26 protein-coding genes and 3 tRNA genes are annotated in these 25,660 nt (G+C 55.3%); 14 read left to right on the top strand and 15 right to left on the bottom strand.

What is annotated here, in order from left to right; all coding sequences use genetic code 11:
- Positions 1–4: 4 nt before the first annotated feature.
- Genes amiB through nnr form a run of 3 tightly spaced genes read right to left on the bottom strand, consistent with a single transcriptional unit; the run spans position 5 to position 3,330 of the window.
- Positions 5–1,336 carry an N-acetylmuramoyl-L-alanine amidase AmiB gene (amiB, locus tag ACQG2G_RS02035; RefSeq protein WP_020688975.1) on the bottom strand — a complete coding sequence of 444 codons (1,332 nt, stop codon included), beginning with the start codon at positions 1,334–1,336 and terminating at the stop codon, positions 5–7.
- Between the two features lie 16 nt (positions 1,337–1,352).
- The gene (gene tsaE, locus ACQG2G_RS02030) at positions 1,353–1,814 is read right to left on the bottom strand and encodes a tRNA (adenosine(37)-N6)-threonylcarbamoyltransferase complex ATPase subunit type 1 TsaE (protein ID WP_013095283.1); all 462 of its coding nucleotides are present in this window, start codon (positions 1,812–1,814) and stop codon (positions 1,353–1,355) included.
- A complete protein-coding gene (nnr, locus tag ACQG2G_RS02025) occupies positions 1,807–3,330 on the bottom strand; it encodes a bifunctional ADP-dependent NAD(P)H-hydrate dehydratase/NAD(P)H-hydrate epimerase (protein WP_248078795.1) in 1,524 nt (507 codons plus the stop codon). The genes tsaE and nnr overlap by 8 nt, the downstream gene beginning before the upstream one ends.
- On the opposite strand from nnr, the gene queG reads away from it, so the two are divergent.
- Positions 3,329–4,468: a tRNA epoxyqueuosine(34) reductase QueG gene (queG, locus tag ACQG2G_RS02020; protein ID WP_061772277.1), complete on the top strand. Its 1,140-nt coding sequence runs from the start codon at positions 3,329–3,331 to the stop codon at positions 4,466–4,468. The genes nnr and queG overlap by 2 nt on opposite strands.
- A 270-nt stretch (positions 4,469–4,738) precedes the next feature.
- Here queG and ACQG2G_RS02015 read toward each other — a convergent pair.
- The 4 genes from ACQG2G_RS02015 to orn all read right to left on the bottom strand — a co-directional run bounded on the left by ACQG2G_RS02015 (position 4,739) and on the right by orn (position 5,798).
- Positions 4,739–4,814, bottom strand: a tRNA-Gly gene (locus ACQG2G_RS02015).
- A 45-nt stretch (positions 4,815–4,859) separates the two neighbouring features.
- Positions 4,860–4,935: transfer RNA gene (locus tag ACQG2G_RS02010), tRNA-Gly, on the bottom strand.
- Between the two features lie 45 nt (positions 4,936–4,980).
- Positions 4,981–5,056 (bottom strand) — tRNA-Gly (locus ACQG2G_RS02005).
- A gap of 196 nt (positions 5,057–5,252) precedes the next feature.
- Entirely contained in the window at positions 5,253–5,798 is a 546-nt protein-coding gene (orn, locus tag ACQG2G_RS02000; RefSeq protein ID WP_013095280.1) for an oligoribonuclease, read from the bottom strand.
- Positions 5,799–5,905: 107 nt separating this feature from the next.
- Between orn and rsgA the strand changes: the two genes are divergently transcribed.
- The 3 genes from rsgA to mscM all read left to right on the top strand — a co-directional run bounded on the left by rsgA (position 5,906) and on the right by mscM (position 11,366).
- Entirely contained in the window at positions 5,906–6,958 is a 1,053-nt protein-coding gene (gene rsgA, locus ACQG2G_RS01995; protein ID WP_013095279.1) for a small ribosomal subunit biogenesis GTPase RsgA, read from the top strand.
- 96 nt (positions 6,959–7,054) lie between these two features.
- On the top strand, positions 7,055–8,023 hold the full coding sequence (gene asd, locus ACQG2G_RS01990; protein ID WP_013095278.1) for an archaetidylserine decarboxylase: 969 nt from the start codon (positions 7,055–7,057) through the stop codon (positions 8,021–8,023).
- Between the two features lie 19 nt (positions 8,024–8,042).
- On the top strand, positions 8,043–11,366 hold the full coding sequence (gene mscM / locus ACQG2G_RS01985; protein ID WP_029883866.1) for a miniconductance mechanosensitive channel MscM: 3,324 nt from the start codon (positions 8,043–8,045) through the stop codon (positions 11,364–11,366).
- 43 nt (positions 11,367–11,409) lie between these two features.
- On the opposite strand, the gene epmA is transcribed toward mscM, so the two are convergent.
- Positions 11,410–12,387, bottom strand: coding sequence for an elongation factor P--(R)-beta-lysine ligase (gene epmA / locus ACQG2G_RS01980; RefSeq protein ID WP_014830371.1), 978 nt, complete (start codon positions 12,385–12,387; stop codon positions 11,410–11,412).
- Between the two features lie 309 nt (positions 12,388–12,696).
- Between epmA and frdA the strand changes: the two genes are divergently transcribed.
- Genes frdA through frdD form a run of 4 tightly spaced genes read left to right on the top strand, consistent with a single transcriptional unit; the run spans position 12,697 to position 15,990 of the window.
- Positions 12,697–14,487 carry a fumarate reductase (quinol) flavoprotein subunit gene (gene frdA, locus ACQG2G_RS01975; protein WP_061771447.1) on the top strand — a complete coding sequence of 597 codons (1,791 nt, stop codon included), beginning with the start codon at positions 12,697–12,699 and terminating at the stop codon, positions 14,485–14,487.
- On the top strand, positions 14,480–15,214 hold the full coding sequence (gene frdB, locus ACQG2G_RS01970; protein ID WP_013095274.1) for a fumarate reductase iron-sulfur protein: 735 nt from the start codon (positions 14,480–14,482) through the stop codon (positions 15,212–15,214). Before frdA ends, frdB begins: the two co-directional genes overlap by 8 nt.
- 10 nt (positions 15,215–15,224) lie before the next feature.
- Complete coding sequence (gene frdC / locus ACQG2G_RS01965; RefSeq protein ID WP_013095273.1) at positions 15,225–15,620, top strand: fumarate reductase subunit FrdC; 396 nt, start codon at positions 15,225–15,227, stop codon at positions 15,618–15,620.
- A gap of 10 nt (positions 15,621–15,630) precedes the next feature.
- Positions 15,631–15,990: a fumarate reductase subunit FrdD gene (frdD, locus tag ACQG2G_RS01960; RefSeq protein WP_013095272.1), complete on the top strand. Its 360-nt coding sequence runs from the start codon at positions 15,631–15,633 to the stop codon at positions 15,988–15,990.
- A 29-nt stretch (positions 15,991–16,019) separates the two neighbouring features.
- Here the strand turns inward: frdD and ampR are convergent, their stop codons facing one another.
- Positions 16,020–16,895, bottom strand: coding sequence for a LysR family transcriptional regulator AmpR (gene ampR / locus ACQG2G_RS01955; protein WP_013095271.1), 876 nt, complete (start codon positions 16,893–16,895; stop codon positions 16,020–16,022).
- A 132-nt stretch (positions 16,896–17,027) separates the two neighbouring features.
- Here ampR and ACQG2G_RS01950 point away from each other — a divergent pair, with 132 nt between their 5' ends.
- Both ACQG2G_RS01950 and ACQG2G_RS01945 read left to right on the top strand, forming a co-directional pair.
- Positions 17,028–18,173, top strand: a complete 1,146-nt coding sequence (locus tag ACQG2G_RS01950; protein WP_231869641.1) for a class C beta-lactamase CMH-7 — start codon at positions 17,028–17,030, stop codon at positions 18,171–18,173.
- 158 nt (positions 18,174–18,331) lie between these two features.
- Positions 18,332–18,862: a lipocalin family protein gene (locus ACQG2G_RS01945; protein WP_013095269.1), complete on the top strand. Its 531-nt coding sequence runs from the start codon at positions 18,332–18,334 to the stop codon at positions 18,860–18,862.
- Here the strand turns inward: ACQG2G_RS01945 and sugE are convergent.
- The gene (sugE, locus tag ACQG2G_RS01940) at positions 18,859–19,176 is read right to left on the bottom strand and encodes a quaternary ammonium compound efflux SMR transporter SugE (protein WP_013095268.1); all 318 of its coding nucleotides are present in this window, start codon (positions 19,174–19,176) and stop codon (positions 18,859–18,861) included. The two genes, ACQG2G_RS01945 and sugE, sit on opposite strands and share 4 nt — an antisense overlap.
- 262 nt (positions 19,177–19,438) lie before the next feature.
- On the opposite strand from sugE, the gene ACQG2G_RS01935 reads away from it, so the two are divergent.
- Positions 19,439–20,038, top strand: a complete 600-nt coding sequence (locus ACQG2G_RS01935; protein ID WP_248766736.1) for a response regulator transcription factor — start codon at positions 19,439–19,441, stop codon at positions 20,036–20,038.
- Positions 20,039–20,075: 37 nt separating this feature from the next.
- Here the strand turns inward: ACQG2G_RS01935 and ecnB are convergent, their stop codons facing one another.
- From ecnB to efp, 3 genes are all read right to left on the bottom strand, one after another.
- Positions 20,076–20,222, bottom strand: a complete 147-nt coding sequence (gene ecnB / locus ACQG2G_RS01930; protein WP_003025482.1) for a lipoprotein toxin entericidin B — start codon at positions 20,220–20,222, stop codon at positions 20,076–20,078.
- Between the two features lie 108 nt (positions 20,223–20,330).
- Positions 20,331–20,462: an entericidin A/B family lipoprotein gene (locus ACQG2G_RS01925; RefSeq protein ID WP_013095266.1), complete on the bottom strand. Its 132-nt coding sequence runs from the start codon at positions 20,460–20,462 to the stop codon at positions 20,331–20,333.
- Between the two features lie 47 nt (positions 20,463–20,509).
- Positions 20,510–21,076, bottom strand: a complete 567-nt coding sequence (efp, locus tag ACQG2G_RS01920) for an elongation factor P (protein ID WP_014830362.1) — start codon at positions 21,074–21,076, stop codon at positions 20,510–20,512.
- Between the two features lie 40 nt (positions 21,077–21,116).
- Between efp and epmB the strand changes: the two genes are divergently transcribed.
- Positions 21,117–22,145: an EF-P beta-lysylation protein EpmB gene (gene epmB, locus ACQG2G_RS01915; RefSeq protein ID WP_020688987.1), complete on the top strand. Its 1,029-nt coding sequence runs from the start codon at positions 21,117–21,119 to the stop codon at positions 22,143–22,145.
- A gap of 47 nt (positions 22,146–22,192) precedes the next feature.
- On the opposite strand, the gene ACQG2G_RS01910 is transcribed toward epmB, so the two are convergent.
- A complete protein-coding gene (locus ACQG2G_RS01910; protein ID WP_013095263.1) occupies positions 22,193–22,546 on the bottom strand; it encodes a DUF4156 domain-containing protein in 354 nt (117 codons plus the stop codon).
- Between the two features lie 254 nt (positions 22,547–22,800).
- Between ACQG2G_RS01910 and ACQG2G_RS01905 the strand changes: the two genes are divergently transcribed.
- Together ACQG2G_RS01905 and ACQG2G_RS01900 are read left to right on the top strand one after the other, a co-directional pair.
- Positions 22,801–23,478 (top strand): nucleoside recognition domain-containing protein, encoded by a 678-nt coding sequence (locus tag ACQG2G_RS01905; protein ID WP_040020539.1) that lies wholly within the window; start codon positions 22,801–22,803, stop codon positions 23,476–23,478.
- A complete protein-coding gene (locus ACQG2G_RS01900) occupies positions 23,459–23,920 on the top strand; it encodes a YjiG family protein (protein ID WP_023622425.1) in 462 nt (153 codons plus the stop codon). Before ACQG2G_RS01905 ends, ACQG2G_RS01900 begins: the two co-directional genes overlap by 20 nt.
- An 89-nt stretch (positions 23,921–24,009) precedes the next feature.
- Here ACQG2G_RS01900 and groL read toward each other — a convergent pair whose 3' ends face one another.
- A complete protein-coding gene (groL, locus tag ACQG2G_RS01895) occupies positions 24,010–25,656 on the bottom strand; it encodes a chaperonin GroEL (RefSeq protein ID WP_013095260.1) in 1,647 nt (548 codons plus the stop codon).
- Positions 25,657–25,660: the final 4 nt, after the last annotated feature.

The following is a 25,660-nucleotide window of genomic DNA, read 5'->3' as shown; positions in this document are numbered from 1 at the left end:
CTCCTTAGTTGGTCGCGGTCATCTCACCCGGCAGCACAGCGCTGGCCGTCTGGGCTGCACCGCCCTGCGGCGCAGACTGCAGCGGATGAGCCTCAAAGTATTTACGCAGACCGTTATAAATCGCTTCGGCAATTTGCTGCTGATAGCTGTCGCTGCCCAGCAAACGCTCTTCGCTGTTATTACTGATAAAGCCCGTTTCCACGAGGATCGATGGAATGTCCGGCGAACGCAGAACCCCAAGGCTCGCATGCTCCGGACGGCGTTTATGCAATGCCCCGATGCCTTGTAGCTGATTCAGTACGTTGGTGGCGACATCATACCCGACGCGCTGAGAATGACCGAACTGTAAATCGAGCACCGCCTGGCTGAGATACGGGTCAGACTGGCTGTTGGCCAGCACATCGCCCGCACCACCCAACAGTTCGGACTGCTTCTCATGCTCTTCAAGCCAGTTAGCCATTTCACTGTTCGCCCGACGGTTTGACAGCACCCACACCGATGCCCCCGTGGCGTTACGGTTTGGTGCGGCATCCGCATGAATGGAGACCAGGAAGTTAGCATTTTGTTTACGCGCCACGTCTGAGCGTCCCATCACGGAGATAAAATAATCGCCGTCACGGGTCAATACGCCTTTAAACATCGGGTCATCGTTCAACAGCGTCCGTAGCTTACGGGCAATGGCGATGGTCACGTTTTTCTCGCGCGTACCACCTGGACCAATTGCACCAGGATCCTGCCCGCCATGACCGGCATCAATGGCGATAATCACTTTATCACCGCTGACCACCCGACGCGCGCTGGCCGCCGGGCGCGTCACGGTATTACTGCTGGTGACGCCGGTGATGCGATCGTTGTCGGTTTTAAACGGATTACGCGCAGGTTCAGACGGGCGCGGGGTATAAACCGGCTCTTCCACCCGTTTCGCCACAACCGGCGGCGGTGGCGGAGGCGCATCGGCATTGATGGTAAAGACCACCGTATAATTCGCGCCGTTTTGCTGCTTCACCGCCCGCGTTTTACCCTTTTCGGTCAGATCGACCACCAGGCGCAATGACTGACTGTCTTTTGGCGTGCCGGAACGAATACTTTTGACCAGGTTGTTACCGCTGAACTGCAAGGGCAACCCCTGGATCACACCCGTCTGTTTGATATCCAGCGCCACGCTGCGGCTGTCTGGTTGAGAAAAAGCATATTCAGGGTCGCCCATAAAACTGAACGTGATCCGGGCCTGACTCTCCCCGTTCGACACCTGAATATCCGAGAGGCTTGCCGCACCAGCCTGCGCGCACAGCAGCACCGTGGCAGCCAATAACCAACCTTTAACGCGATTTATCATCCCGTCATCCCTACGCTCAACCGGCTAAACGCGCCAGTAAGGAACTGCCTGATGAGGAAACAGCACTGATGCGCGCCTCACGCCCTTGTGCCTGGTAATCTAAGTGAATTTCGACATCCGGGTCAGGCAACACACCCGCACCTTGTTGCGGCCACTCCACCAGGCAGATGGCATCATTGGCAAAATAATCACGGATCCCCATAAATTCCAGCTCCTCAGGATCCGCAAGTCGGTATAAATCGAAGTGATACACCATGAGATTTTCAAGAGTGTACGGCTCTACCAGCGTGTAGGTTGGGCTTTTCACATTCCCGTTATGGCCTAACGCCTGCAGAAAACCCCGGCTGAAGGTGGTTTTACCCGCACCTAAATCACCATAAAGATAAATGACAGTCGCCCCCTGACAGGCCTGCGCCACGCGCTTGCCGAGTTCTAAAGTGGCTTGTTCATCAGGTAAAGGAATCGCTCGATTAGTCATTTTCTACGTCAATCACATCCGGGTTAACAACACGCCGCAGCGTGCAAAAAAGATCGGTGGCCAGCATACCGCGTGTGCCATACCGTGCAGCCAGGCTGTCAGCCGCCGCACCGTGAGCCACGCAGCCGGCACAGGCTGCATCATAAAGGGGAAGTTTCTGCCCGAGCAATGCGCAGATGATGCCTGAAAGCACATCGCCCATTCCGCCACTCGCCATGCCCGCATTTCCGGCATCAATAATGCCCAGTGCCTCATCGCTTGCGATGACGGTTCCCGCCCCTTTGAGAACGGCAACACCTCCGTAACGTTTTACCAGACGGCGAGCAGAAAGTAAGCGATCGCTTTCAATTTCTGCCACGCTGCAGTTAAGCAGCCGCGCGGCTTCGCCGGGGTGTGGCGTCAGGATGCGATTGTGACGCTTATCCGGGTTGATTGCCAGAAGGTTCAGCGCATCGGCATCCCAGAGCATCGGTTTACGAAAATTCTCGACCTTTTGCAGCGCCTGCTTACCCCAGGCCTGTTGCCCGAGTCCCGGGCCAATCACCACCACATCCGCCCACTCAAGACTCTCTTCAAGGGTCTGCGGCGTAAGCTCATGCACCATCAGCTCTGGTCGGGCCGTAATAATGGGCGGGATATTTTCACTGCGCGTCAGCACCCGGACCAGCCCCGCGCCGCTACGCAACGCAGCTTCCCCCGTCATCCGGATAGCGCCGGCCGTGCCGTGATCGCCGCCAATGATGACCAGCCTGCCGTGGTCGCCCTTGTGCGACGTTGGCCGACGTGGCGGCAGCCAGTGGCTAAGTTGAGTAGCATCAAAGCGGGAAAGGTGTGTCTCCTGCCCGGCAAGCCAGCTCTCCAGCCCCAGGGCGTTATGGTGCAACGAGCCCACCACATCCCTCGCTTTCCCGGTGAGTAACCCGGGCTTCAGGGCAATAAACGTGACGGTATGCGTGGCCTGGATCACCGCTCCCGGTGTCGCACCGCTTTCTGCCATCAGACCAGAGGGAATATCCAGCGCCACCACCGGCGCGGTATGGGCATTGGCGCGCGCAATCAGAGCGGCTACGTTATCACGGGGCGCACTACGTAACCCCGTGCCCAGCAGACCATCAACAATCAGATCAACATCTTCTGGCCAGACGATATCGGATGCATGAATCACTCCGCCTGCATTCAGCCAGGCTTCCCGCGCGGCGCTGGCTTCTTCCGGCAGCGGCTTATCGCTCTCCAGCGCCAGTAACGTAACGCGGAGACCTGCCGCGACCGCCAGCCGGGCGACAACGTAACCATCGCCGCCGTTATTGCCGTGTCCGCATAAAATGAGCCAGTGGCCGGATTGCGGATACGCACTACGGGCAATGTTGAATGCCGCCTCGCCCGCCCGCTGCATGAGCTCATAAAGGGTAATGCCAAGACTGTCTGCAGCCTCTTTTTCGGCGCGTCTGAGGTCATCCGCATGCCAGATGGAATGTGGTATACTTGCGGGGTTTTTCTTCACAGTATGGTCCGTCATGTCACAGCCCCTCGATCTCAATCAGTTAGCGCAAAAAATAAAACAGTGGGGTGCTGAACTGGGCTTCCAGAAGGTGGGGATCACCGACACCGATCTCTCCGCCAGCGAGCCAAAACTGCAGGCCTGGCTGGATAAACAATACCACGGCGAAATGGAGTGGATGGCGCGTCACGGCATGATGCGGGCCCGTCCACACAAGCTGTTGCCGGGTACGTTACGCGTTATCAGCGTACGCATGAATTATCTTCCCGCCAACGCGGCTTTTGCGCGTACGTTAAAAAATCCCTCTCTCGGTTACGTTAGCCGGTATGCCCTGGGGCGTGATTACCATAAGCTTCTGCGTAACCGACTAAAAAAACTCGGCGAAACTATTCAGCAGCACTGTGTTTCGCTGAATTTTAGACCGTTTGTCGACTCCGCGCCTGTTCTTGAGCGCCCTATCGCTGAAAAAGCCGGGCTTGGCTGGACTGGTAAGCACTCACTTATTCTGAGCCGCGACGCCGGATCGTTCTTTTTCCTTGGTGAACTGCTGATTGATTTACCGCTGCCGGTAGACGGCCCGGTAGAAGAAGGTTGTGGGCGCTGCGTGGCCTGTATGACTATCTGCCCAACCGGCGCTATCGTTGAGCCCTATACGGTGGATGCCCGACGCTGCATCTCTTACCTCACCATCGAACTGGAAGGGGCGATCCCTGAAGAATTCCGACCACTTATTGGCAATCGCATCTACGGCTGCGACGACTGCCAGTTAATTTGCCCGTGGAACCGCTACTCGCAGCTCACGGACGAAGAAGATTTTAGCCCGCGTAAGGCGCTGCATGCGCCACAGCTCATTGAACTGTTCGCATGGAGTGAAGCCTGGTTCCTGAAAGTGACGGAAGGTTCGGCCATTCGTCGTATTGGCCATCTTCGCTGGCTGCGTAATGTCGCCGTTGCGCTGGGAAATGCCCCGTGGGATGAAGCGAATATCCGGGCGCTTGAGAGCCGTAGAGGTGAGCACCCACTTCTCGATGAACACATAGAGTGGGCGATTGCGCAGCAAATCGAGAAGCGAAATGCCTGCGTGGTTGAGGTACAACCACCGCAAAAACAACGCCTGGTGAGGGTGATAGAAAAAGGGCTTCCGCGGGATGCGTGAACTATTCACAGCCTGTGAATAAAATTACAAACTCAAGCAGCATCAGGGCTGGAGATGAGGTCAAGTGATCTCAATAACATTTTGAAATCAAATTTTCTCAAGCATATACAGTAAGTTACAGAGATACTATTCACCCTGCTAACTTTTCACACGGTTTCGGTCATACCCAAAATCTGTGGATAACTCTGTTTACAAGAGTATTTCGGAAGTAATAGAAAACGTCCCCAACGCATCTTATCGCTGTGGATATTTTTGATATCAAGAAGAATTTGGAGCGGGAAACGAGACTCGAACTCGCGACCCCGACCTTGGCAAGGTCGTGCTCTACCAACTGAGCTATTCCCGCTTGGGTGTTCTGAAGCTGTGCGTATCTTGCGATACTTTCAAATTTTGGAGCGGGAAACGAGACTCGAACTCGCGACCCCGACCTTGGCAAGGTCGTGCTCTACCAACTGAGCTATTCCCGCTTGGGCGTTCTGGTGCTGGCGTATCTTGCGATACTTTTCAAATTTTGGAGCGGGAAACGAGACTCGAACTCGCGACCCCGACCTTGGCAAGGTCGTGCTCTACCAACTGAGCTATTCCCGCAAATTTGTACTGCTTTTGTTGCTGTCGTAACGCGTATTTCTCTGTCGTTACGGGAGGCGCATTATACGAGAAATCCTTTTAGCTGCAACCCCCCTCAACGCGATTTTTTCGAAAATCAGTTCAAGTGCTTATTTAATCGGCAAGCTGAACAATTTAACGACAAAAACCCGGCCACGCAAGGCGCCAGGTCTCAAAATCACAGCTTAATAAAGTTTTCGCGATAGTACGCCAGCTCCGCGACGGACTCACGGATATCGTCCATCGCCTGATGCGTACCCTGCTTTTTAAAGCCATCGAGGATTTCGGGTTTCCAGCGGCGCGCCAGCTCTTTAAGGGTGCTCACGTCCAGATAACGGTAGTGGAAGTAAGACTCCAGCTCCGGCATGTACTTAAACAAGAAACGACGATCCTGGCCAATGCTATTACCGCAGATAGGGGATTTGCCCGCCGGGACCCACTGTTTCAGAAACTCAAGCGTCGCCAGCTCCGCCTCGCGGTCGCCCATCGTGCTCGCCTTCACCCGTTCAACCAACCCGCTGCCGGTGTGGGTACGCACGTTCCACTCATCCATCAACGCCAGCTGATCGTCGGACTGGTGCACCGCAATGGTTGGCCCTTCCGCCAGAATATTCAGGTTTGCATCGGTGACCAGCGTGGCAATCTCAATAATGCGATCGCGCTCGGGATCCAGCCCGGTCATTTCAAGATCGATCCAAATCAGGTTGTTTTCATCCGCGCTCATGTTATTTTCCACCCTTCTCGCATAACCGGCTGTAGCAGGTTAACTAGTATTAATTAGAGTGTATCATAGAGGTTTTGCCCCTTACGGGCGACCAGGAGCCAGCGCGATTGAGTAAAAATAAACTCTCCAAAGGGCAGCAGCGCCGCGTGAATGCCAATCACCAGCGCCGCCTTAAAACCACTTCGGAGAAGGTCGATTACGACGACAACCTGTTTGGTGAGCCGACGGAAGGCGTCGTCATCAGCCGTTTCGGTATGCATGCCGACGTGGAATCCGCCGACGGTGAGATCCACCGTTGCAACATTCGACGGACTATTCGTTCGCTGGTCACCGGCGATCGCGTTGTCTGGCGTCCAGGTAAAGAGGCGGCGGAAGGCGTAACGGTCAAAGGTATCGTTGAAGCGGTTCACGAGCGCACGTCGGTACTTACCCGTCCCGATTTCTACGACGGGGTAAAACCCATTGCCGCCAATATCAACCAGATCGTCATCGTCTCGGCGATTTTGCCCGAGCTGTCGCTCAATATTATCGACCGCTACCTTGTTGCCTGCGAAACGTTACAGGTTGAGCCAATCATTGTTCTGAACAAGATCGATCTGCTGGATGATGAAGGTATGGACTTCGTGAATGAGCAGATGGATATCTACCGCAAGATCGGTTATCGCGTGCTGATGGTCTCCAGCTACACCAAAGATGGCCTGAAACCCTTAGAAGAAGCGCTGACCGGGCGCATCAGTATCTTTGCGGGTCAGTCCGGCGTGGGGAAATCCAGCCTGCTGAATAATCTTCTCGGTCTCCAGCAAGAAATTCTGACTAACGATGTCTCTGATGTCTCGGGCCTGGGCCAGCACACCACTACCGCTTCTCGTCTCTACCACTTCCCGCATGGCGGCGATGTGATTGACTCTCCGGGCGTGCGCGAATTCGGTTTGTGGCACCTTGAGCCGGAACAAATCTTCAACGGATTTGTCGAATTCCATGACTATTTAGGGGCTTGTAAATACCGGGACTGTAAACACGATAACGACCCGGGCTGTGCCATCCGCGAAGCGGTCGAGAAAGGTGAGATTGCGGAGACCCGCTTTGATAACTACCACCGCATTCTTGAGAGCATGGATCAGGTAAAAACGCGTAAAAACTTTTCTGATTCTGATAACTGACAACTAAGCTAAGCATCGCTAAAATCGTCCCCTTTTTTCAGGTTCCGGCTGATTACAGCCGGATCAGGAACGACAAAAAATGGCCTGGAGGCTACCTTGTTAAACGCATTTAAACTTTCGCTTCAATACATACTGCCAAAACTGTGGCTCACTCGCCTGGCGGGCTGGGGCGCGAGCAAACGAGCGGGCTGGCTGACCAAACTGGTCATCGACCTTTTCGTAAAATATTACAAGGTCGACATGAAAGAGGCGCAGAAGCCAGATACCGCCAGCTATCGCACCTTCAACGAATTCTTCGTGCGCCCACTGCGCGACGAAGTCCGCCCGGTTGATACCGATCCTAACGTGCTGGTCATGCCTGCGGATGGCGTAATTAGCCAGTTGGGTAACATCGAAGACGACAAAATCCTGCAGGCAAAAGGCCACAACTACAGCCTGGAAGCGCTGCTGGCGGGTAACTACCTGATGGCGGATCTGTTCCGCAACGGTACCTTCGCCACCACCTATCTCTCTCCGCGTGACTATCACCGCGTGCACATGCCGTGCAACGGGATCCTGCGTGAAATGATCTACGTGCCGGGCGATCTGTTCTCCGTGAACCACCTGACCGCGCAAAACGTTCCCAACCTGTTTGCGCGTAACGAACGCGTCATCTGCCTGTTTGATACTGAATTTGGCCCAATGGCGCAGATTCTGGTGGGTGCAACGATTGTCGGCAGCATCGAAACGGTCTGGGCTGGAACCATCACCCCACCACGTGAAGGCGTGATCAAACGCTGGACCTGGCCTGCCGGTGAAGAAGAAGGCGCAGTCGCTCTGCTGAAAGGCCAGGAGATGGGTCGCTTCAAGCTGGGTTCCACGGTTATCAACCTCTTTGCCCCTGGCAAAGTGAAGCTGGCTGAACAGCTCCAGAGCCTGTCAGTCACCAAACTCGGCCAGCCGCTGGCGGTCTCGACTGAACCTTTCGTGACGCCGGACGCAGAGCCTGCACCGCTCCCGGAAGAAGAGATCAAGGCCGAACTTGACGCCAGCCCGCTGGTTGACGACAAAAAAGACGAAGGCTAACAACAGAAGGAACGCTGACGTGCGCCCGATTATCGTACTACTGATGGCCTGGTGCCTCAGCATGGGGGCGTACGCAGCGACAGCCCCCGACGCAAAACAGATAACCCAGGAACTGGAGCAGGCGAAAGCGGCAAAACCCGCTCAGCCAGAGACCGTTGAGTCGCTCCAGTCTGCACTGAATGCGCTTGAGGAGCGGAAAGGCTCCCTTGAGCGCGCTCAGCAATATCAGCAGGTTATCGACAACTTCCCCAAACTCTCGCAAACGCTACGCAATCAGTTGAGCAATCTGCGCGATGAACCGCGCGATGTGCCTGCTGGCATGACCTCTGACGCGTTGAATCAGGAGATCCTGCAGGTTAGCAGTCAGCTTCTGGAAAAGAGTCGTCTGGCACAGCAGGAGCAGGAACGCGCACGTGAAATCGCCGACTCGCTGAGCCAGCTTCCGCAACAGCAAACCGATGCCCGCCGTCAGCTCAACGAGGTTGAGCGCCGTATCGGTACCCAAACGGGTAACACACCGCAGAACCAGGCGCAAAATCTGTCGCTTCAGGCTGAATCAGCCAGACTTAAAGCACTGGTCGATGAACTGGAGCTGGCGCAGCTCTCGGCAAACAACCGCCAGGAGCTGTCGCGGATGCGCTCCGAACTGGCGCAAAAGCAGAGCGAACAGCTCGATGCTTACCTGCAGGCTTTACGTAATCAACTTAACAGCCAGCGCCAGCGTGAAGCTGAGCGCGCGCTGGAAAGCACCGAGCTGCTGGCAGAAAACAGCGATAACCTGCCAGCGGGCATCGTTGACCAGTTTAAGGTTAACCGTGAGCTCTCTGCTGCACTGAATCAGCAGGCGCAGCGTATGGATCTGGTGGCGTCCCAGCAACGTCAGGCCACCAATCAAACCCTTCAGGTTCGCCAGGCGCTCAACACCCTGCGCGAGCAGTCTCAGTGGCTGGGCTCGTCCAACCTGCTGGGAGAGGCATTACGCGCCCAGGTTTCACGCCTGCCAGAGATGCCAAAACCGCAGCAGTTGGATACCGAGATGGCGCAACTGCGTGTTCAACGCCTGCACTATGAAGATCTTCTCAATAAACAGCCGCAAATCCGCCAGATCCGTCAGGCCGATGGGCAGCCTCTCACCAGCGAGCAAAACCGTATTCTGGAAGCCCAGTTGCGGACCCAGCGCGAGCTGCTGAACTCCCTGTTACAGGGCGGGGATACGCTGATTCTGGAGCTGACCAAGCTGAAGGTCTCCAACAGTCAGCTGGAAGATGCGCTGAAAGAGGTGAACGAGGCAACGCACCGTTATCTCTTCTGGACCTCTGACGTGCGCCCAATGACCTTCTCATGGCCAATCGAGATCGTTCAGGATCTGCGCCGTTTGATCTCGCTGGATACCTTTAGCCAGCTTGGAAAAGCCAGCGTGATGATGCTCACCAGCAAAGAGACCATTTTCCCTCTTCTGGGCGCGTTGATTCTGGTGGGCTTTAGCATTTACTCACGCAGACACTTCACCCGCTTCCTGGAACGCTCCAGCGCCCGGGTGGGTAAGGTTACGCAGGATCACTTCTGGCTGACGCTGCGTACCGTGTTCTGGTCAATACTTGTCGCCTCGCCGCTGCCGGTCCTGTGGATGACGCTCGGTTATGGCCTGAGGGAGGCCTGGCCCTACCCGCTCGCGGTCGCCATTGGCGATGGCGTGACCGCTACCGTCCCCCTGCTGTGGGTAGTGATGATTTGCGCCACGTTTGCGCGACCGAATGGTCTGTTCATTGCTCACTTTGGCTGGCCGCGTAACCGCGTGGCGCGCGCCATGCGTTACTACCTGATGAGCATCGGGCTGATTGTGCCGCTGATTATGGCGCTGATCATGTTTGATAATCTCAATGACCGGGAGTTTTCGGGCTCGCTGGGCCGTCTCTGCTTTATGTTGATATGCGGTGCGCTGGCCATCGTCACGCTCAGCCTGAAACGGGCTGGTATACCGCTCTATCTGGATAAAACCGGCAGCGGCGACAACATGTTCAACCGCATGCTCTGGAACCTGCTGCTGTGCGCCCCCCTGGTTGCCATGCTGGCAGCGGCGGTGGGTTACCTGGCGACCTCGCAGGCACTGCTGGCGCGACTGGAAACCTCCGTTGCCATCTGGTTCCTGCTGCTGGTGATCTATCACGTCATCCGCCGGGGGATGTTGATCCAGCGACGCCGTCTGGCGTTTGACCGCGCCAAGCACCGTCGGGCAGAGATCCTCGCCCAGCGTGCGCGAGGCGAGGATGAGCCAAACCACGTCAACAGCACCGAAGGCACGATAGATGCGGACGAGGTTGAGCTGGATCTCGACGCTATCAGCACCCAGTCTCTGCGTCTGGTACGCTCCATCCTGATGCTGATTGCGCTGCTGTCGGTGATCTTCCTGTGGTCAGAAATCCACTCCGCGTTTGGTTTCCTGGAGAACATCTCGCTGTGGGATGTGACGTCCACGGTGCAGGGTGTGGAGAGCCTGGAGCCCATAACCTTAGGTGCGGTGCTGATTGCCATTCTGGTGTTGATCATCACCACGCAGCTGGTGCGTAATTTCCCGGCACTGCTGGAGCTGGCGCTGTTGCAGCACCTGGATTTAACCCCCGGTACGGGCTATGCCATTACCACCATCACCAAATACCTGATTCTGCTCTTTGGCGGGATGGTTGGATTCTCCATGATTGGTATTGAGTGGTCTAAATTGCAGTGGCTGGTTGCCGCGCTGACGTTTGGTCTGGGCTTTGGCATGCAGGAGATTTTCGCTAACTTTGTGTCCGGCCTGATTATCCTGTTTGAAAAACCGATTCGTATTGGCGATACGGTGACGATCCGCGATCTGACAGGCAGCATCACCAAAATCAACACCCGCGCCACCACGATCAGCGACTGGGATCGCAAAGAGATCATCGTGCCCAACAAGGCGTTTATCACCGAGCAGTTTATCAACTGGTCGCTGTCAGACTCCGTCACGCGTGTGGTGCTGACGGTACCGGCGCCCTCGGATGCCAACAGTGAAGAGGTCACACAGATCCTCTATACCGCCGCCGAACGCTGCACGCTGGTCCTTGATAACCCGGCGCCGGAAGTGTTCCTGGTCGATCTCCAGCAGGGTATCCAGATTTTCGAATTGCGTATTTACGCCGCCGAAATGGGGCACCGTATGCCGCTGCGCCATGAGATCCACCAGCTGATTCTGGCTGGCTTCCGTGAGCACGGTATTGATATGCCGTTCCCACCGTTCCAGATGCGTCTGGAAAGCCTGGACGGACTTAAGACAGGAAAAACATTAACCTCTGCGGCGCGTAAACGCCCGGCGGGGAGTTTGTAAGCCAGCCAGTCCCCCCTCTCCCGTGGGAGAGGGGGGACTGCCGTCAGGCTCGATCGACGGTAAAAGCAATCACATCGCCCAGCTGTTCTGCGCCCAGCGCCAGCATCACCAGACGATCCACACCCAACGCCACGCCAGAACAATCCGGCAGACCCGCTTTCAGGGCCTCCAGCAGGTTAGTATCAATAGGCTGCTGCGGCAGACCTCGCGCGGCGCGCTTGCGGTTATCCTGCTCAAAACGCTGCTGCTGTTCGCGGGCGTCGGTCAGTTCGTGGAAGCCATTCGCCAGCTCAATGCCCTTGTAATAGACCTCAAAACGCTCCGCCACGCGGTGATCTTCAGTGCTGATCTGCGCCAGAGAAGCCTGGCTTGCCGGGAAGTGGTAGACGAAAGTCGGACGATCTTTGCCAATCTGCGGTTCAACCCCAAAGGTGAAGAGCAGTTGCAGCAGCGTGTCGCGATCTTCTTCAGTATCCGCCACGTTGCTCAGATCCAGTTTTGCCGCAACTTCGCGCAGCTGGGTTTTGTCCGCTGACAGTGGATCAATTTCCAGATAACGCTGGAAAGCCTGCTGATAAGAGAGCGTTTCCGCTTCTGAGCAGTCGAGAACCTGCTGCAGCAGATCGTCTACCTCGTTCATCAGGCGGTACATATCGTAATGCGGACGGTACCACTCCAGCATGGTGAATTCCGGATTATGGTGACGCCCCATCTCTTCATTACGGAAGCTGCGGCACAACTGATACACCGGGCCACACCCTGCCGCCAGCAGGCGTTTCATGTGGTATTCCGGGCTGGTCATCAGCCAGAGGTTCATGCCCTGTGAATGGCCGGGGCCAACAAAACGGGTTTCAAACGGCACCAGATGAATATCCGTTACCGTAGCCTGACTCATGCACGGCGTTTCCACCTCAAGGACTCCGCGGTCGGCAAAGAAGCGGCGAATCTCCGCCATAATTGCAGCGCGTTTCAGCAGATTGGGGATGGATGCGCTCGGCTGCCAGGTGGCCGTTTCGCTCATGGGTAATTCTCCGATTTCAGACAAGGGCACGAAGTCTACTCGTTAGCACGGACAGAGACAAATTTTGCGCAATAAAAATCGCATTTCATTTAGGGCAACTATCACGTGACGGAATTCATCATTCACGATGATAAATCACCGCACAGAACAGCAAAAAAATCGAACACGTCAAATTTCCCTGCCGTTCGCGCGGTTATACTTCTTTACCCATAAAGGAGCAGTGGAAACGCTTTCGCAATCGTCCTTGCGGACAGGTGGGCTACCTTTAGTTTATCGCGTTGCGAAATAACAAAAATCTGGAGGAATGTCGTGCAAACTTTTCAAGCCGATCTTGCCGTAATAGGCGCTGGCGGAGCGGGATTACGTGCTGCGATTGCTGCAGCACAGGCTAATCCCAACGCTAAAATCGCACTGATTTCAAAAGTCTATCCGATGCGCAGCCACACGGTTGCCGCAGAAGGAGGATCCGCCGCCGTTGCGCAGGATCATGACAGCTTCGAATACCATTTCCACGACACGGTTGCAGGGGGCGACTGGCTTTGCGAACAGGATGTCGTTGACTACTTTGTACACCACTGTCCAACGGAGATGACCCAGCTTGAACAGTGGGGCTGCCCGTGGAGCCGCCGTCCGGACGGCAGCGTCAACGTTCGTCGCTTCGGCGGAATGAAAATTGAACGCACCTGGTTTGCCGCCGATAAGACCGGCTTCCACATGCTGCACACCCTGTTCCAGACCTCCCTTCAGTTCCCACAAATCCAGCGTTTTGACGAACATTTTGTCCTCGATATTCTGGTCGATGACGGTCACGCGCGTGGTCTGGTGGCGATGAACATGATGGAAGGCACGCTCGTGCAGATCCGCACTAACGCGGTAGTGATGGCAACGGGCGGCGCGGGCCGGGTTTATCGCTACAACACCAACGGCGGCATCGTCACCGGTGACGGTATGGGCATGGCGCTCAGCCACGGCGTACCGCTGCGCGACATGGAATTTGTCCAGTATCACCCTACCGGCCTGCCGGGTTCCGGCATTCTGATGACGGAAGGTTGCCGTGGCGAAGGCGGTATTCTGGTCAACAAGAATGGCTACCGTTATCTGCAGGATTACGGCATGGGCCCGGAAACGCCGCTCGGTGAGCCGAAAAACAAATACATGGAGCTCGGCCCGCGCGACAAAGTGTCTCAGGCCTTCTGGCATGAGTGGCGCAAAGGCAACACGATCTCCACGCCGCGTGGCGATGTGGTCTACCTCGATCTGCGTCACCTCGGCGAGAAGAAACTGCTGGAACGTCTGCCGTTCATCTGCGAGCTGGCAAAAGCCTACGTGGGTGTCGACCCGGTGAAAGAGCCGATTCCGGTACGCCCAACAGCGCACTACACCATGGGTGGGATCGAAACCGACCAGCAGTGTGAAACGCGCATCAAAGGGTTGTTCGCCGTCGGCGAATGCTCCTCTGTCGGCCTGCACGGTGCTAACCGTCTCGGGTCAAACTCGCTGGCGGAGCTGGTTGTCTTTGGCCGCATGGCGGGCGAACGCGCGATGGAGCGTGCCGCAACGGCGGGCGAAGCCAACGGCGCAGCACTGGACGCGCAGGTCGCTGATGTTGAGAAACGGCTGAAGGATCTGGTCAACCAGGAAGGCAACGAAAACTGGTCGAAAATCCGCGACGAAATGGGCATGTCGATGGAAGAGGGCTGCGGTATCTACCGTACACCGGAGCTGATGCAGAAAACTGTCGATAAGCTGGCGGAACTGCAGGAGCGTTTCAAACGCGTGCGCATCACCGACACCTCCAGCGTGTTCAACACCGACCTGCTTTATACCATCGAGCTCGGTCACGGCCTGAACGTCGCGGAATGTATGGCGCACTCTGCGCTGGCGCGCAAAGAGTCACGCGGGGCGCATCAGCGTCTTGATGAGGGCTGCACCGAGCGTGACGACGTCAATTTCCTGAAACACACCCTCGCCTGGCGCGACGCGGATGGCACCACTCGTCTGGACTACAGCGACGTGAAGATCACAACGCTGCCACCGGCTAAACGCGTTTACGGCGCAGAAGCAGAAGCCGCCGAGAAGAAGGAGAAGGCGAATGGCTGAGATGCAAACACTGAAAGTTGAAGTGGTGCGCTACAACCCGGAAGTGGACACCGCGCCACACAGCGCTTTCTATGAAGTGCCTTATGACGAGCAAACCTCTCTGCTGGATGCGCTCGGCTATATCAAGGATAACCTGGCACCGGACCTGAGCTACCGCTGGTCCTGCCGCATGGCCATCTGCGGCTCCTGCGGCATGATGGTGAACAAAGTACCGAAACTGGCCTGTAAAACCTTCCTGCGTGATTACACCAAAGGCATCAAGGTTGAAGCGCTGGGCAACTTCCCGATTGAGCGCGATCTGGTGGTCGATATGACCCACTTTATCGAAAGCCTGGAAGCCATTAAGCCGTACATCATTGGCAACCCGCGCACGCCGGATCAGGGACCGAATACCCAGACACCCGCCCAGATGGCGAAATACCATCAGTTCTCCGGGTGCATCAACTGCGGTCTTTGCTACGCCGCGTGTCCACAGTTTGGCCTGAACCCTGAGTTCATCGGCCCGGCGGCGATCACGCTGGCGCACCGCTACAACGAGGATAGCCGCGACCACGGTAAAAAAGAACGTATGCCGCAGCTTAACAGCCAGAACGGCGTCTGGAGCTGTACTTTTGTGGGCTACTGCTCCGAAGTCTGTCCGAAGCACGTCGACCCGGCCGCCGCTATTCAGCAGGGTAAAGTGGAAAGCTCGAAAGACTTTCTTATCGCCACCCTGAAACCACGCTAAGGAGTGCATGATGACGACTAAACGCAAAGCCTACGTGCGGCCGATGCCGTCCACCTGGTGGAAGAAACTGCCGTTTTATCGCTTCTATATGCTGCGTGAAGGCACTGCGGTGCCTGCGGTCTGGTTCAGCCTTGAACTGATGTATGGCGTTTTTGCCCTCAAACATGGTCCTGAAACCTGGGCCAGTTTTGTCGGGTTCCTGCAAAACCCGATCATCGTGATCCTGAACCTGATTGTGCTCGCAGCCGCCCTGCTTCATACCAAAACCTGGTTTGAACTGGCGCCAAAAGCGGCGAATATTATCGTAAAAGGCGAGAAAATGGGGCCAGAGCCGGTCATTAAAGGGCTTTGGGCAGTGACGGCAGTGGTCTCTGTGGTCATCCTGTTTGTCGCACTGTTCTGGTAAGGAGACTATTGTGATCAATCCAAATCCAAAACGTTCAGACGAGCCGGTCTTCTGGGGCCTCTTTGGCGCAGGCGGCATGTGGAGTGCCATCATTGCGCCTGTCATTATCCTGCTGGTCGGCATTATGCTGCCGCTGGGTCTGTTCCCCGGTGATGCGCTGAGCTATGAGCGCGTCCTGGCATTTGCAGGTAGTTTTATTGGTCGGGTATTCATCTTCCTGATGATTGTCCTGCCGCTGTGGTGCGGCCTGCACCGTATCCATCATGCGATGCATGATCTGAAGATCCACGTACCGAGCGGTAAATGGGTGTTCTACGGTCTGGCAACCATCCTGACCGTGGTAACACTGATTGCCGTAGTCACTATCTGACACACCAGGCCCGCCCTCCGGCGGGCCTGTTATTTCTGCATCTTCCCCACCAGCCACTGAGCAAATTCACGCATTGCCGGGGTTTGGGCGCGTGACTGCAGCCGCGTTAGCCAGTAACTGCCAAGATCAATCTGCGTCGTAAACGGCTGCACAATGCGCTCGCTGTTCAGCAGATGGGTAAACATATCGACAGGGGCGATAGCAATGCCTGTGCCTGTCTGTGCGGCCTCCAGCATAGTGACCGACGAATCAAACACCATCACCCGATGCGTGGGTGAAGGCGGGTTTTCTCCGGCGGCCTGCATCCAGGCTGTCCACTCATCGCGCCGGTAAGAGCGCAGCAGGGTAAACTTCAGGATATCGGCAGGGGTGTGCAGCGCGGCTGCAATGTCCGGTGTGCAAAGTGGTGCCAGCGGCGCTGAACAGAGGAACGTCGCCTCCGTGCCGTGCCACGCTCCCCCTCCGTAGCGAATGGTGTAATCAAGCCCTTCCGCTGCCGGATCGACGCGATTGTTGTGCGTGGAAAGCTGAAGATCGATATGCGGATAACTGCGACGGAAATCATCCAGCTGTGAGAATAACACCCCAGTGGCAAAGGTCCCCACCACGCCAATTTTCAGCTTCTCCTGCGCCCGATGGTTAGCAAAGCGATCCAGCATGCCTGCGATACGATCGAAGGAGTCATTCAGCACCGGCAGCAGATTCTCGCCTTCGGTGGTTAACATCAACCCGCGCGAAACGCGGACAAACAACTGGCAGTTAAGGTGTTGCTCCAGCGCCTTCACGTGCTGGCTAATCGCGGAATGGGTCACATTCAGCTCAATCGCGGCATGAGTAAAACTGAGGTGCCTGGCGGCGGCTTCGAACGCCCGAAGCGAATTAAGAGGGAGATAGCTGCGTGTCATGGTTCCTTCCGTTAGAAAAATTAACAGCTAATGCTAAATTTAACCGTTTGTCAGCCTCAGTCAAATCACCCAGACTACGAACGTCTGACGGGCCCGGACATCCCCTTGATTCGCTATTACGGAAGATAACTGATGATGAAAAAATCCCTAAGCTGCGCGCTGCTGCTCAGCGTTGCCTGCTCTGCTTTTGCCGCGCCGATGTCAAAAAAACAGCTGGCTGACGTCGTGGAACGTACCGTTACGCCCCTGATGAAGGCGCAGGCCATACCCGGAATGGCCGTGGCCGTCATTTATCAGGGCCAGCCACACTATTTTACTTTCGGTAAAGCAGACGTCGCGGCGAATAAGCCCGTCACGCCGCAAACCTTATTTGAGCTGGGCTCCGTCAGCAAAACCTTCACCGGCGTGCTGGGTGGCGATGCCATTGCCCGCAAAGAGATTTCGCTGGCCGACCCGGTCACGAAATATTGGCCTGAATTGACGGGCAAGCAGTGGCAAAGCATTCGCCTGCTAGACCTGGCAACCTATACCGCAGGCGGATTGCCGTTGCAGGTACCGGATGATGTCACCGATAACGTCTCTCTGCTGCGTTTCTACCAGTCCTGGCAGCCAAAGTGGGCCCCGGGTACCACGCGTCTGTACGCCAACACCAGCATCGGTTTGTTTGGCTCACTGGCCGTCAAACCGTCCGGCATGCGCTTCGAGCAGGCCATGGCGGAGCGGGTCTTTAAGCCCCTGAAACTCAACCATACGTGGATAAACGTTCCACACGCTGAAGAGCCGCACTACGCATGGGGTTATCGTGAGGGAAAAGCGGTCCACGTTTCGCCTGGTATGCTGGATGCAGAAGCCTATGGCGTGAAATCTAACGTCAAAGATATGGCGAGCTGGGTGATGGCCAATATGGCACCTGAGACACTCTCGCAGTCCACTCTGCAGCAGGGTATTGCGCTGGCGCAGTCTCGCTACTGGCGCGTGGGTGCCATGTATCAAGGGTTAGGCTGGGAGATGCTCAACTGGCCGGTCGACGCCAAAACCGTGGTGGATGGCAGCGACAATAAGGTCGCACTGGCGCCGTTGCCGGTCGCAGAAGTGAATCCTCCGGCTCCGCCAGTAAAAGCCTCCTGGGTGCATAAAACGGGCTCTACGGGTGGGTTTGGCAGCTACGTGGCGTTTATTCCTGAAAAGCAGATCGGTATTGTGATGCTCGCAAATAAAAGCTATCCGAACCCGGTACGGGTGGAAACGGCTTACCGTATTCTCGAGACGCTACAGTAAACCATTGCCGGGTGGCGGCTTCGCCTTACCCGGCCTACAAAATTTACGCGTTGTGTAGGCCGGGTAAGCGCAGCGCCACCCGGCGAAACACGCTGCACAATCTTCCGCAATTTCCCTGCTGTCATCTACACTTAACAAAAAACAGTAAGGAAACTCCTATGCGCATTCTGCCTGTTATCGCCGCGGTGACAGCCGCGTTTTTAGTGGTTGCCTGCAGTTCCCCTACCCCTCCCTCCGGCGTCACTGTTGTAAGTAATTTCGACGCTCAACGTTTCCTCGGAACCTGGTATGAAATCGCCCGGCTCGACCATCGGTTTGAGCGGGGGTTAGAGAAAGTCACAGCACATTACAGTTCGATGGACGACGGGGGTATTCAGGTGATAAACCGTGGATACAATCCGGATCGGCAGATGTGGCAACAGTCGACGGGAAAAGCGTACTTTACCGGCGACCCGCGCCGGGCCGCGCTAAAAGTCTCGTTCTTTGGCCCGTTCTATGGCGGGTACAATGTCATCGCCCTCGACAGAGAGTACCGCCATGCGCTGGTCTGCGGGCCGGATCGCGACTATTTATGGATACTCTCCCGCACGCCAACCATTTCGTCAGAGATGAAACAGCAGATGCTGGACGTTGCGACCCGGCAAGGGTTTGATGTGTCAAAACTCATCTGGGTAGAACAACCGCATTAGTGGGCGCTGAGTTTCAGCCCAATAATACCGCACACAATCAACGCGAGGCTGGCGATACGCGCCAGACTCGCCGACTCTCCCAGCAGCAAAATCCCGGTAATCGCCGCGCCCACTGCACCAATGCCCGTCCAGACAGCATAGGCCGTCCCCACCGGCAAAGAGCGCATCGCCCAGGAGAGCAGCACAATACTCACAATCATGGCGGTAACGGTAATCACGCTGGGTGTCAGGCGGGTAAATCCGTGGGTGTACTTCAGACCAATTGCCCAAACCACTTCGAGCAGACCGGCGATAACAAGAATAATCCAGGACATTTCAGGCTCCTTAACTTAACTGCAAGTTGGGGCCGTCCCCGGTGAACGAAACGCTTACGGGTCGTCCCGTAAGGCATAGATTAGGTCACTTATTTTGGTTAACGAACGATTTTTTTTCAATCCCTTTGTGCTGAACCTGTTAAGGCAAGAAATAGCCTCAGTATGGCGCGTAGTTCAGGCATTTATCACTCATCCGACTTCTCTATCATGATGTGCTTTCTGATGGCAGGAAGCCAAACCACTAGCCGACTGCGAATCTATTATGTTCAAAATTCTTTTGATTGACCGATGTCACTTCACCCGCGCGGGGTTTGAAGCATGGCTCAATCATTCCGGTTTGTTTCCCGGGCACTTCGTCGTGACCGGGCTGAATAATCTCATCCTCGCCAGAGAGCATATTATGCAGTGGGATCCATCGGTGGTTATCGCCGATCTGCACGGCTTTATGCAGGACATTCACCATTTCCAGCAGCTTTCTTCCCTGCTGAACGCCAGTGAAAAAGTGCCTTTCATTTTGCTGCAGTCGGGGGAAGATAAAGAGATGGCAGGCTTTCTGTCCCAATTTCCGATATGGGCTTCGCTTACCAAAAATGCCGGACTGGAGACGCTGGCGACGGTCATCAACGACGCCCTGACGACTCGCGCAAGCGTTGAGATCCCTGCGGTCGCGGCCCCTCTGCTCACTCGCCAGGAGGAGAAGGTGTTGACGCTGTGGATGGATGGCGCAAGCAATCAGAAGATTGCCACTCACCTGAGTATCAATGGAAAAACGGTCTATACCTATAAGCGAAATATCCGCATGAAATTGCATATGGATACGCGCTTTTCCCCGTTTTTATCTCTGCAGGAATCAGAAAACTGACGGTACGAAACCCGTCCGGGCCCGTACCGTTTTTAAATTACTGCTGAGCTTTTGTTGCCGCGCCGGAGATTGCACTACCGCCTTCAGAAATGTCCTGACCAACGCCGCGCGTGGTATTACAGGCCGTTAATACTGAAGAAAGTACCAGAACTGAAAAGATCGCTGCAATTGTCTTCTTAACCATAATATCTTCCTTTTATAGCCAGAGTTGTTTTGTGTATAGCAACTTAAGAATAGACAAGATCCCGCCAGTTGACGGAAAAGGAAGCATTTTTAGGAAAATTAGACGGGATTAGCTGGCGGCGTGAGAAATGATATGGCCGAGATCCTGGATATCCTCCCCCATTCCACGTGTGGTATTACAGCCGGAAAGCAACGCGCTGGACAGCGCTAACAGAAGCAGAATTTTAACGGTGCGTTTCATCATCCCTGCCTGCAAAAATCAGGCGCAGCAACGCTGCGCCTTAACACTTACTTCACGCGAGATACGTATTCGCCGGAGCGGGTATCCACTTTGATCACTTCGCCAGTCTGTACGAACAGTGGCACTTTAACCACGGCACCGGTAGACAGTTTCGCTGGCTTACCACCTGTACCGGCGGTGTCACCTTTCAGACCTGGGTCAGTTTCAACGATTTCCAGTTCAACGAAGTTCGGTGGGGTAACCGCGATAGGCTGGCCGTTCCACAGGGTCACGATGCACTCAGCCTGATCCAGCAGCCATTTGTCGCTATCGCCAATGGCTTTAGCGTCAGCAGACAGCTGTTCGAACGTTTCGTTGTTCATGAAGTGCCAGAACTCACCGTCGTTGTACAGGTAAGTCAGGTTCATATCGACAACATCAGCGCCTTCAGCGGAGTCAGTAGACTTGAAGGTTTTTTCGACACGGGTACCGGTCAGCAGGCGGCGCAGCTTAACGCGTGCAAATGCCTGGCCTTTACCTGGTTTAACGAATTCGCTGGCTTCAACCGCATACGGTTCGCCGTCCAACATGATTTTAAGACCAGCACGAAAATCGTTGCTATAGTACGTTGCCATAAGGCCCTCTAAATTTGTTAATTGGTAGCTAAGCCACAAAATGGCGCATATTGTAACCCTAAACACCCCGTCCAGAGAAGATTGGTTATCGCAACTTGCCGATGTAATCACCAGTCCTGATGAATTACTGCGTCTTCTTGAGCTCGAACAGCATACCGATTTGCTGGCCGGCCGGGAGGCGAAGCGGCTTTTCGCCCTGCGCGTTCCCCGCGCGTTTGTTGCCCGTATGGAGAAAGGCAATCCTGACGATCCATTATTAAAACAGACGCTTACCGCACAGGAAGAGTTCATTACGGCACCCGGCTATAGCACCGATCCGCTGGAAGAGCAGAACAGCGTGGTACCCGGTTTGCTGCACAAGTATCTGAACCGTGCGCTGCTGCTGGTGAAAGGTGGCTGTGCGGTAAATTGCCGTTATTGCTTCCGTCGACACTTCCCGTATGCCGAAAATCAGGGCAATAAACGCAACTGGCAGGTCGCGCTGGACTATATCGCCGCCCATTCTGAGCTGGATGAGATCATTTTTTCCGGTGGCGACCCGCTGATGGCGAAAGATCATGAGCTGGACTGGCTGCTGACCCAGCTTGAAGCCATTCCGCATATTAAGCGCCTGCGCATACACAGCCGTCTGCCGATTGTTATTCCGGCACGTATCACTGACGGACTGGTCTCACGCCTTGAGCAGTCCCGCCTGCAGGTGCTGCTGGTGAACCATATCAATCACGCCAATGAAATTGATGATGCATTTCGTGCGGCAATGGTGCGTTTACGCAAGGCAGGCGTGACGCTTCTGAACCAGAGCGTGCTGCTGCGCGGCGTAAATGATAATGCCCGCGTGCTGGCGGACCTCAGCAATGCGCTGTTTGATGCGGGAGTGATGCCCTATTACCTGCACGTGCTGGATCGCGTTCAGGGTGCGGCCCATTTCATGGTGACGGATGAAGAAGCCCGGCAGATCGTGCGTGAACTGTTAACGCTGGTGTCAGGCTATATGGTGCCGAAGCTGGCGCGTGAGATTGGCGGTGAACCGAGCAAGACGCCGCTGGATTTGCAGCTAAGACAGAGCTAGTTTCCCCTCAGCCTAACCCTCTCCCGGTGGGAGAGGGAAAAAGGCAATCAGTTCGGGCACTTATAGACCTGGCCATTCATTTGGCTGGCGGTTGGCACGAAGCTGGATAACATTCCCTGCGTCGGGCTGCTTACTCCGTAAATCACGTTGCCACCCATCGCCGCGGCCTGGTTACGCAGGGCATTGGCCGCGCCACGCATAGAGCCGCCCTCTTCGCCGTGCTGACCCGACATCCAGTTGCTTTGCTCACCGGTTGCCGTGCCTAAAAACTGGCACTCGTTACCCGGCTTATCTTCCACAAAGCGAACGCCCTGACCCGCTGCAGTCAGCTCATTGCTGGAGCTACAACCCGCCAGCAGCAATGCTGCTCCTACAATCCCTGCACAGACTTTTACGCGCATGTTATTCCTCGTTTTCAATAAGCTGGACAGTAGTTGTCCGTGTGTAAACCTTATACTAAAAAGATGACCAAAAGAAAAACCTCCGTGCGTTTCTGCGAGATATCAAGCACGAATGGTGCCTTCGCCTCCCCTAAATGAATTCTGATAATCACCCCGCGGATATCGTTTTTTTGTGCTTTTTCGTTTTTAGTGACAGGCCACCGGCTTATTTTTTGCGCGTGTGGTGACAGGGAAACATAAAAACAGGAGGCAACATGAGTGAAGTATCCCCGAATCAGGGGAAAGTGACGTGGGTAGGGTATCTCGCTTTCTTTCTAACCATCATTTTCTTTTCTGGCTTTTTCGCCAAAGCCACCGAATGGTGGCGAGTCTTTGATTTCACCGTGCTGAACGGCACATTTGGCCAGGTTAATGGCGAAGGCGCCGTAAGCGTCTCTTTTCGCGGCACAGGCGGTACCGGCGCAAAAGATGGCTTTCTGTTTGCGCTGGAACTGGCACCGTCTGTTATTTTATCGCTGGGCATCATTTCAGTGACCGAAGGGCTGGGCGGGCTGCGGGCGGCACAGCAATTGATGACGCCCGTTTTGAAACCGTTGCTGGGCATTCCAGGCATTTGTTCTCTGGCGCTTATCGCCAATTTGCAAAACACCGATGCGGCTGCAGGTATGACCAAAGAGCTCGCCGATGAAGGCGTTATCAGCGACAGGGAACGAGCGATTTTCGCCACCTTTCAGACCAGCGGTAGCGCAATTATCACCAATTACTTCTCGTCCGGCGCGGCGCTGTTCACCAGCATCACCGTGCCGGTTATCACCCCGCTGGCAGTGATTCTTGTCTTTAAATTTATAGGTGCCAATTTTCTCAGAGCATGGATTGCGCACATGGAAACCCGTCAGATCAAGGAGAGAGAAGATGACCGCCGAAGTGCGTAAAAACCTGATGGATCTCTTTATCGACGGCGCTCGCCGTGGCTTTACCATCGCCACCACCAGCCTGCTGCCAAACGTCGTAATGGCCTTTGTGATCATCCAGGCGCTGAAGGTAACAGGATTGCTGGATATCGTTGGCCGCGTTTGCGAGCCGATTATGGCGCTGTGGGGGCTGCCCGGAGAAGCCGCCACCGTGTTGCTGGCGTCGGTGATGAGCATGGGCGGCGGCGTGGGCGTCTGCGCAAGCCTGGTGGTGGCAGGGTCGCTCAGCGGGCATGACGCCACCGTACTGCTTCCGGCTATCTATCTGATGGGTAATCCGGTGCAAAACACCGGCCGCTGTCTCGGTACGGCAGGGGTAAACCCTAAATACTATCCGCATATTATTGGCGTCTGCGTAATTAACGCTCTGCTCTCTATGTGGGTCATGCAACTGCTGTTCTAAAACAAAAAACCCCGGACAGCGATGCCCGGGGTTTTTTATTAAGAGGTAGATACGCCCAACGCCTGATGGCTGCCGGGCGAAGGGGGCAATTACATCATGCCGCCCATACCACCCATGCCGCCCATACCACCAGCAGCACCTAAGTCAGGTGCGTCGCCTTTAGGCAGGTCGGTCACCATGCACTCGGTAGTGATCATCAGGCCAGCTACAGATGCCGCATACTGCAGAGCAGAACGGGTCACTTTAGTTGGATCCAGGATACCGAAGTCGATCATGTTGCCGTATTCTTCTGTTGCCGCGTTGTAACCGTAGTTACCTTCGCCCGCTTTCACGTTGTTGGTAACAACAGATGGCTCTTCACCGGCGTTGGAAACGATCTGACGCAGAGGCGCTTCCATCGCGCGCAGCGCAACTTTGATACCCACGTTCTGGTCTTCGTTCTGACCGGACAGGCCAGCCAGTTTGGCGGCAACACGCACCAGCGCAACACCACCACCAGCAACCACGCCTTCTTCTACCGCAGCACGGGTCGCGTGCAGGGCATCGTCTACGCGTGCTTTTTTCTCTTTCATTTCAACTTCGGTAGCCGCACCGACTTTGATTACCGCAACGCCGCCTGCCAGTTTCGCTACGCGCTCCTGCAGTTTTTCACGGTCGTAATCAGACGTTGCTTCTTCAATTTGCTTACGGATCTGAGCAACACGGCCCTGAATAGCGGACTCTTCACCCACGCCATCGATGATGGTGGTGGTGTCTTTGTTGATCACAACACGTTTCGCCTGGCCCAGGTCTTCCAGGGTCGCTTTTTCCAGCTCCATACCGATCTCTTCAGAGATTACGGTACCACCGGTCAGGGTAGCGATGTCCTGCAGCATAGCTTTACGACGGTCGCCGAAGCCAGGTGCTTTAACCGCAGCCACTTTCACGATGCCACGCATGGTGTTAACCACCAGGGTCGCCAGCGCTTCGCCTTCAACGTCTTCAGCGATGATAACCAGTGGCTTGCCTGCTTTCGCAACGGCTTCCAGCACTGGCAGCATTTCGCGGATGTTGGAAACTTTCTTATCAGCCAGCAGGATGAATGGGCTTTCCAGCTCAACAGCACCAGTTTCTGGCTTGTTGATGAAGTATGGGGACAGGTAACCGCGGTCGAACTGCATACCTTCAACCACGTCCAGTTCGTCTTCCAGACCGGTACCGTCTTCAACGGTGATCACGCCTTCTTTACCGACTTTGTCCATCGCTTCAGCGATCAGTTTACCTACGGTTTCGTCGGAGTTAGCGGAGATGGTACCTACCTGAGCAATCGCTTTAGAGTCAGAGCATGGTACAGACAGCGCTTTCAGTTCTTCAACAGCGGACGCGACAGCTTTGTCGATACCACGTTTCAGATCCATTGGGTTCATGCCCGCAGCAACGGCTTTCAGACCTTCAGTGATGATTGCCTGCGCCAGTACGGTCGCGGTGGTGGTACCGTCGCCCGCAGCGTCGTTCGCTTTAGAGGCCACTTCTTTCACCATCTGCGCGCCCATGTTTTCGAACTTGTCTTCCAGCTCGATTTCACGTGCAACGGAAACACCATCTTTGGTGATGGTTGGCGCGCCGAAGGATTTATCCAGCACTACGTTACGGCCTTTCGGGCCCAGGGTGACTTTAACTGCGTCTGCCAGTACGTTTACGCCGCGGAGCATTTTTACACGAGCGTCGTTACCGAATTTTACGTCTTTAGCTGCCATGTTC

The organism is Enterobacter cloacae complex sp. 382A5 (assembly GCF_050031095.1).
Taxonomy (GTDB): Bacteria; Pseudomonadota; Gammaproteobacteria; order Enterobacterales; family Enterobacteriaceae; genus Enterobacter; species Enterobacter cloacae.
This window is presented reverse-complemented; position numbering and strand designations above follow the sequence as displayed.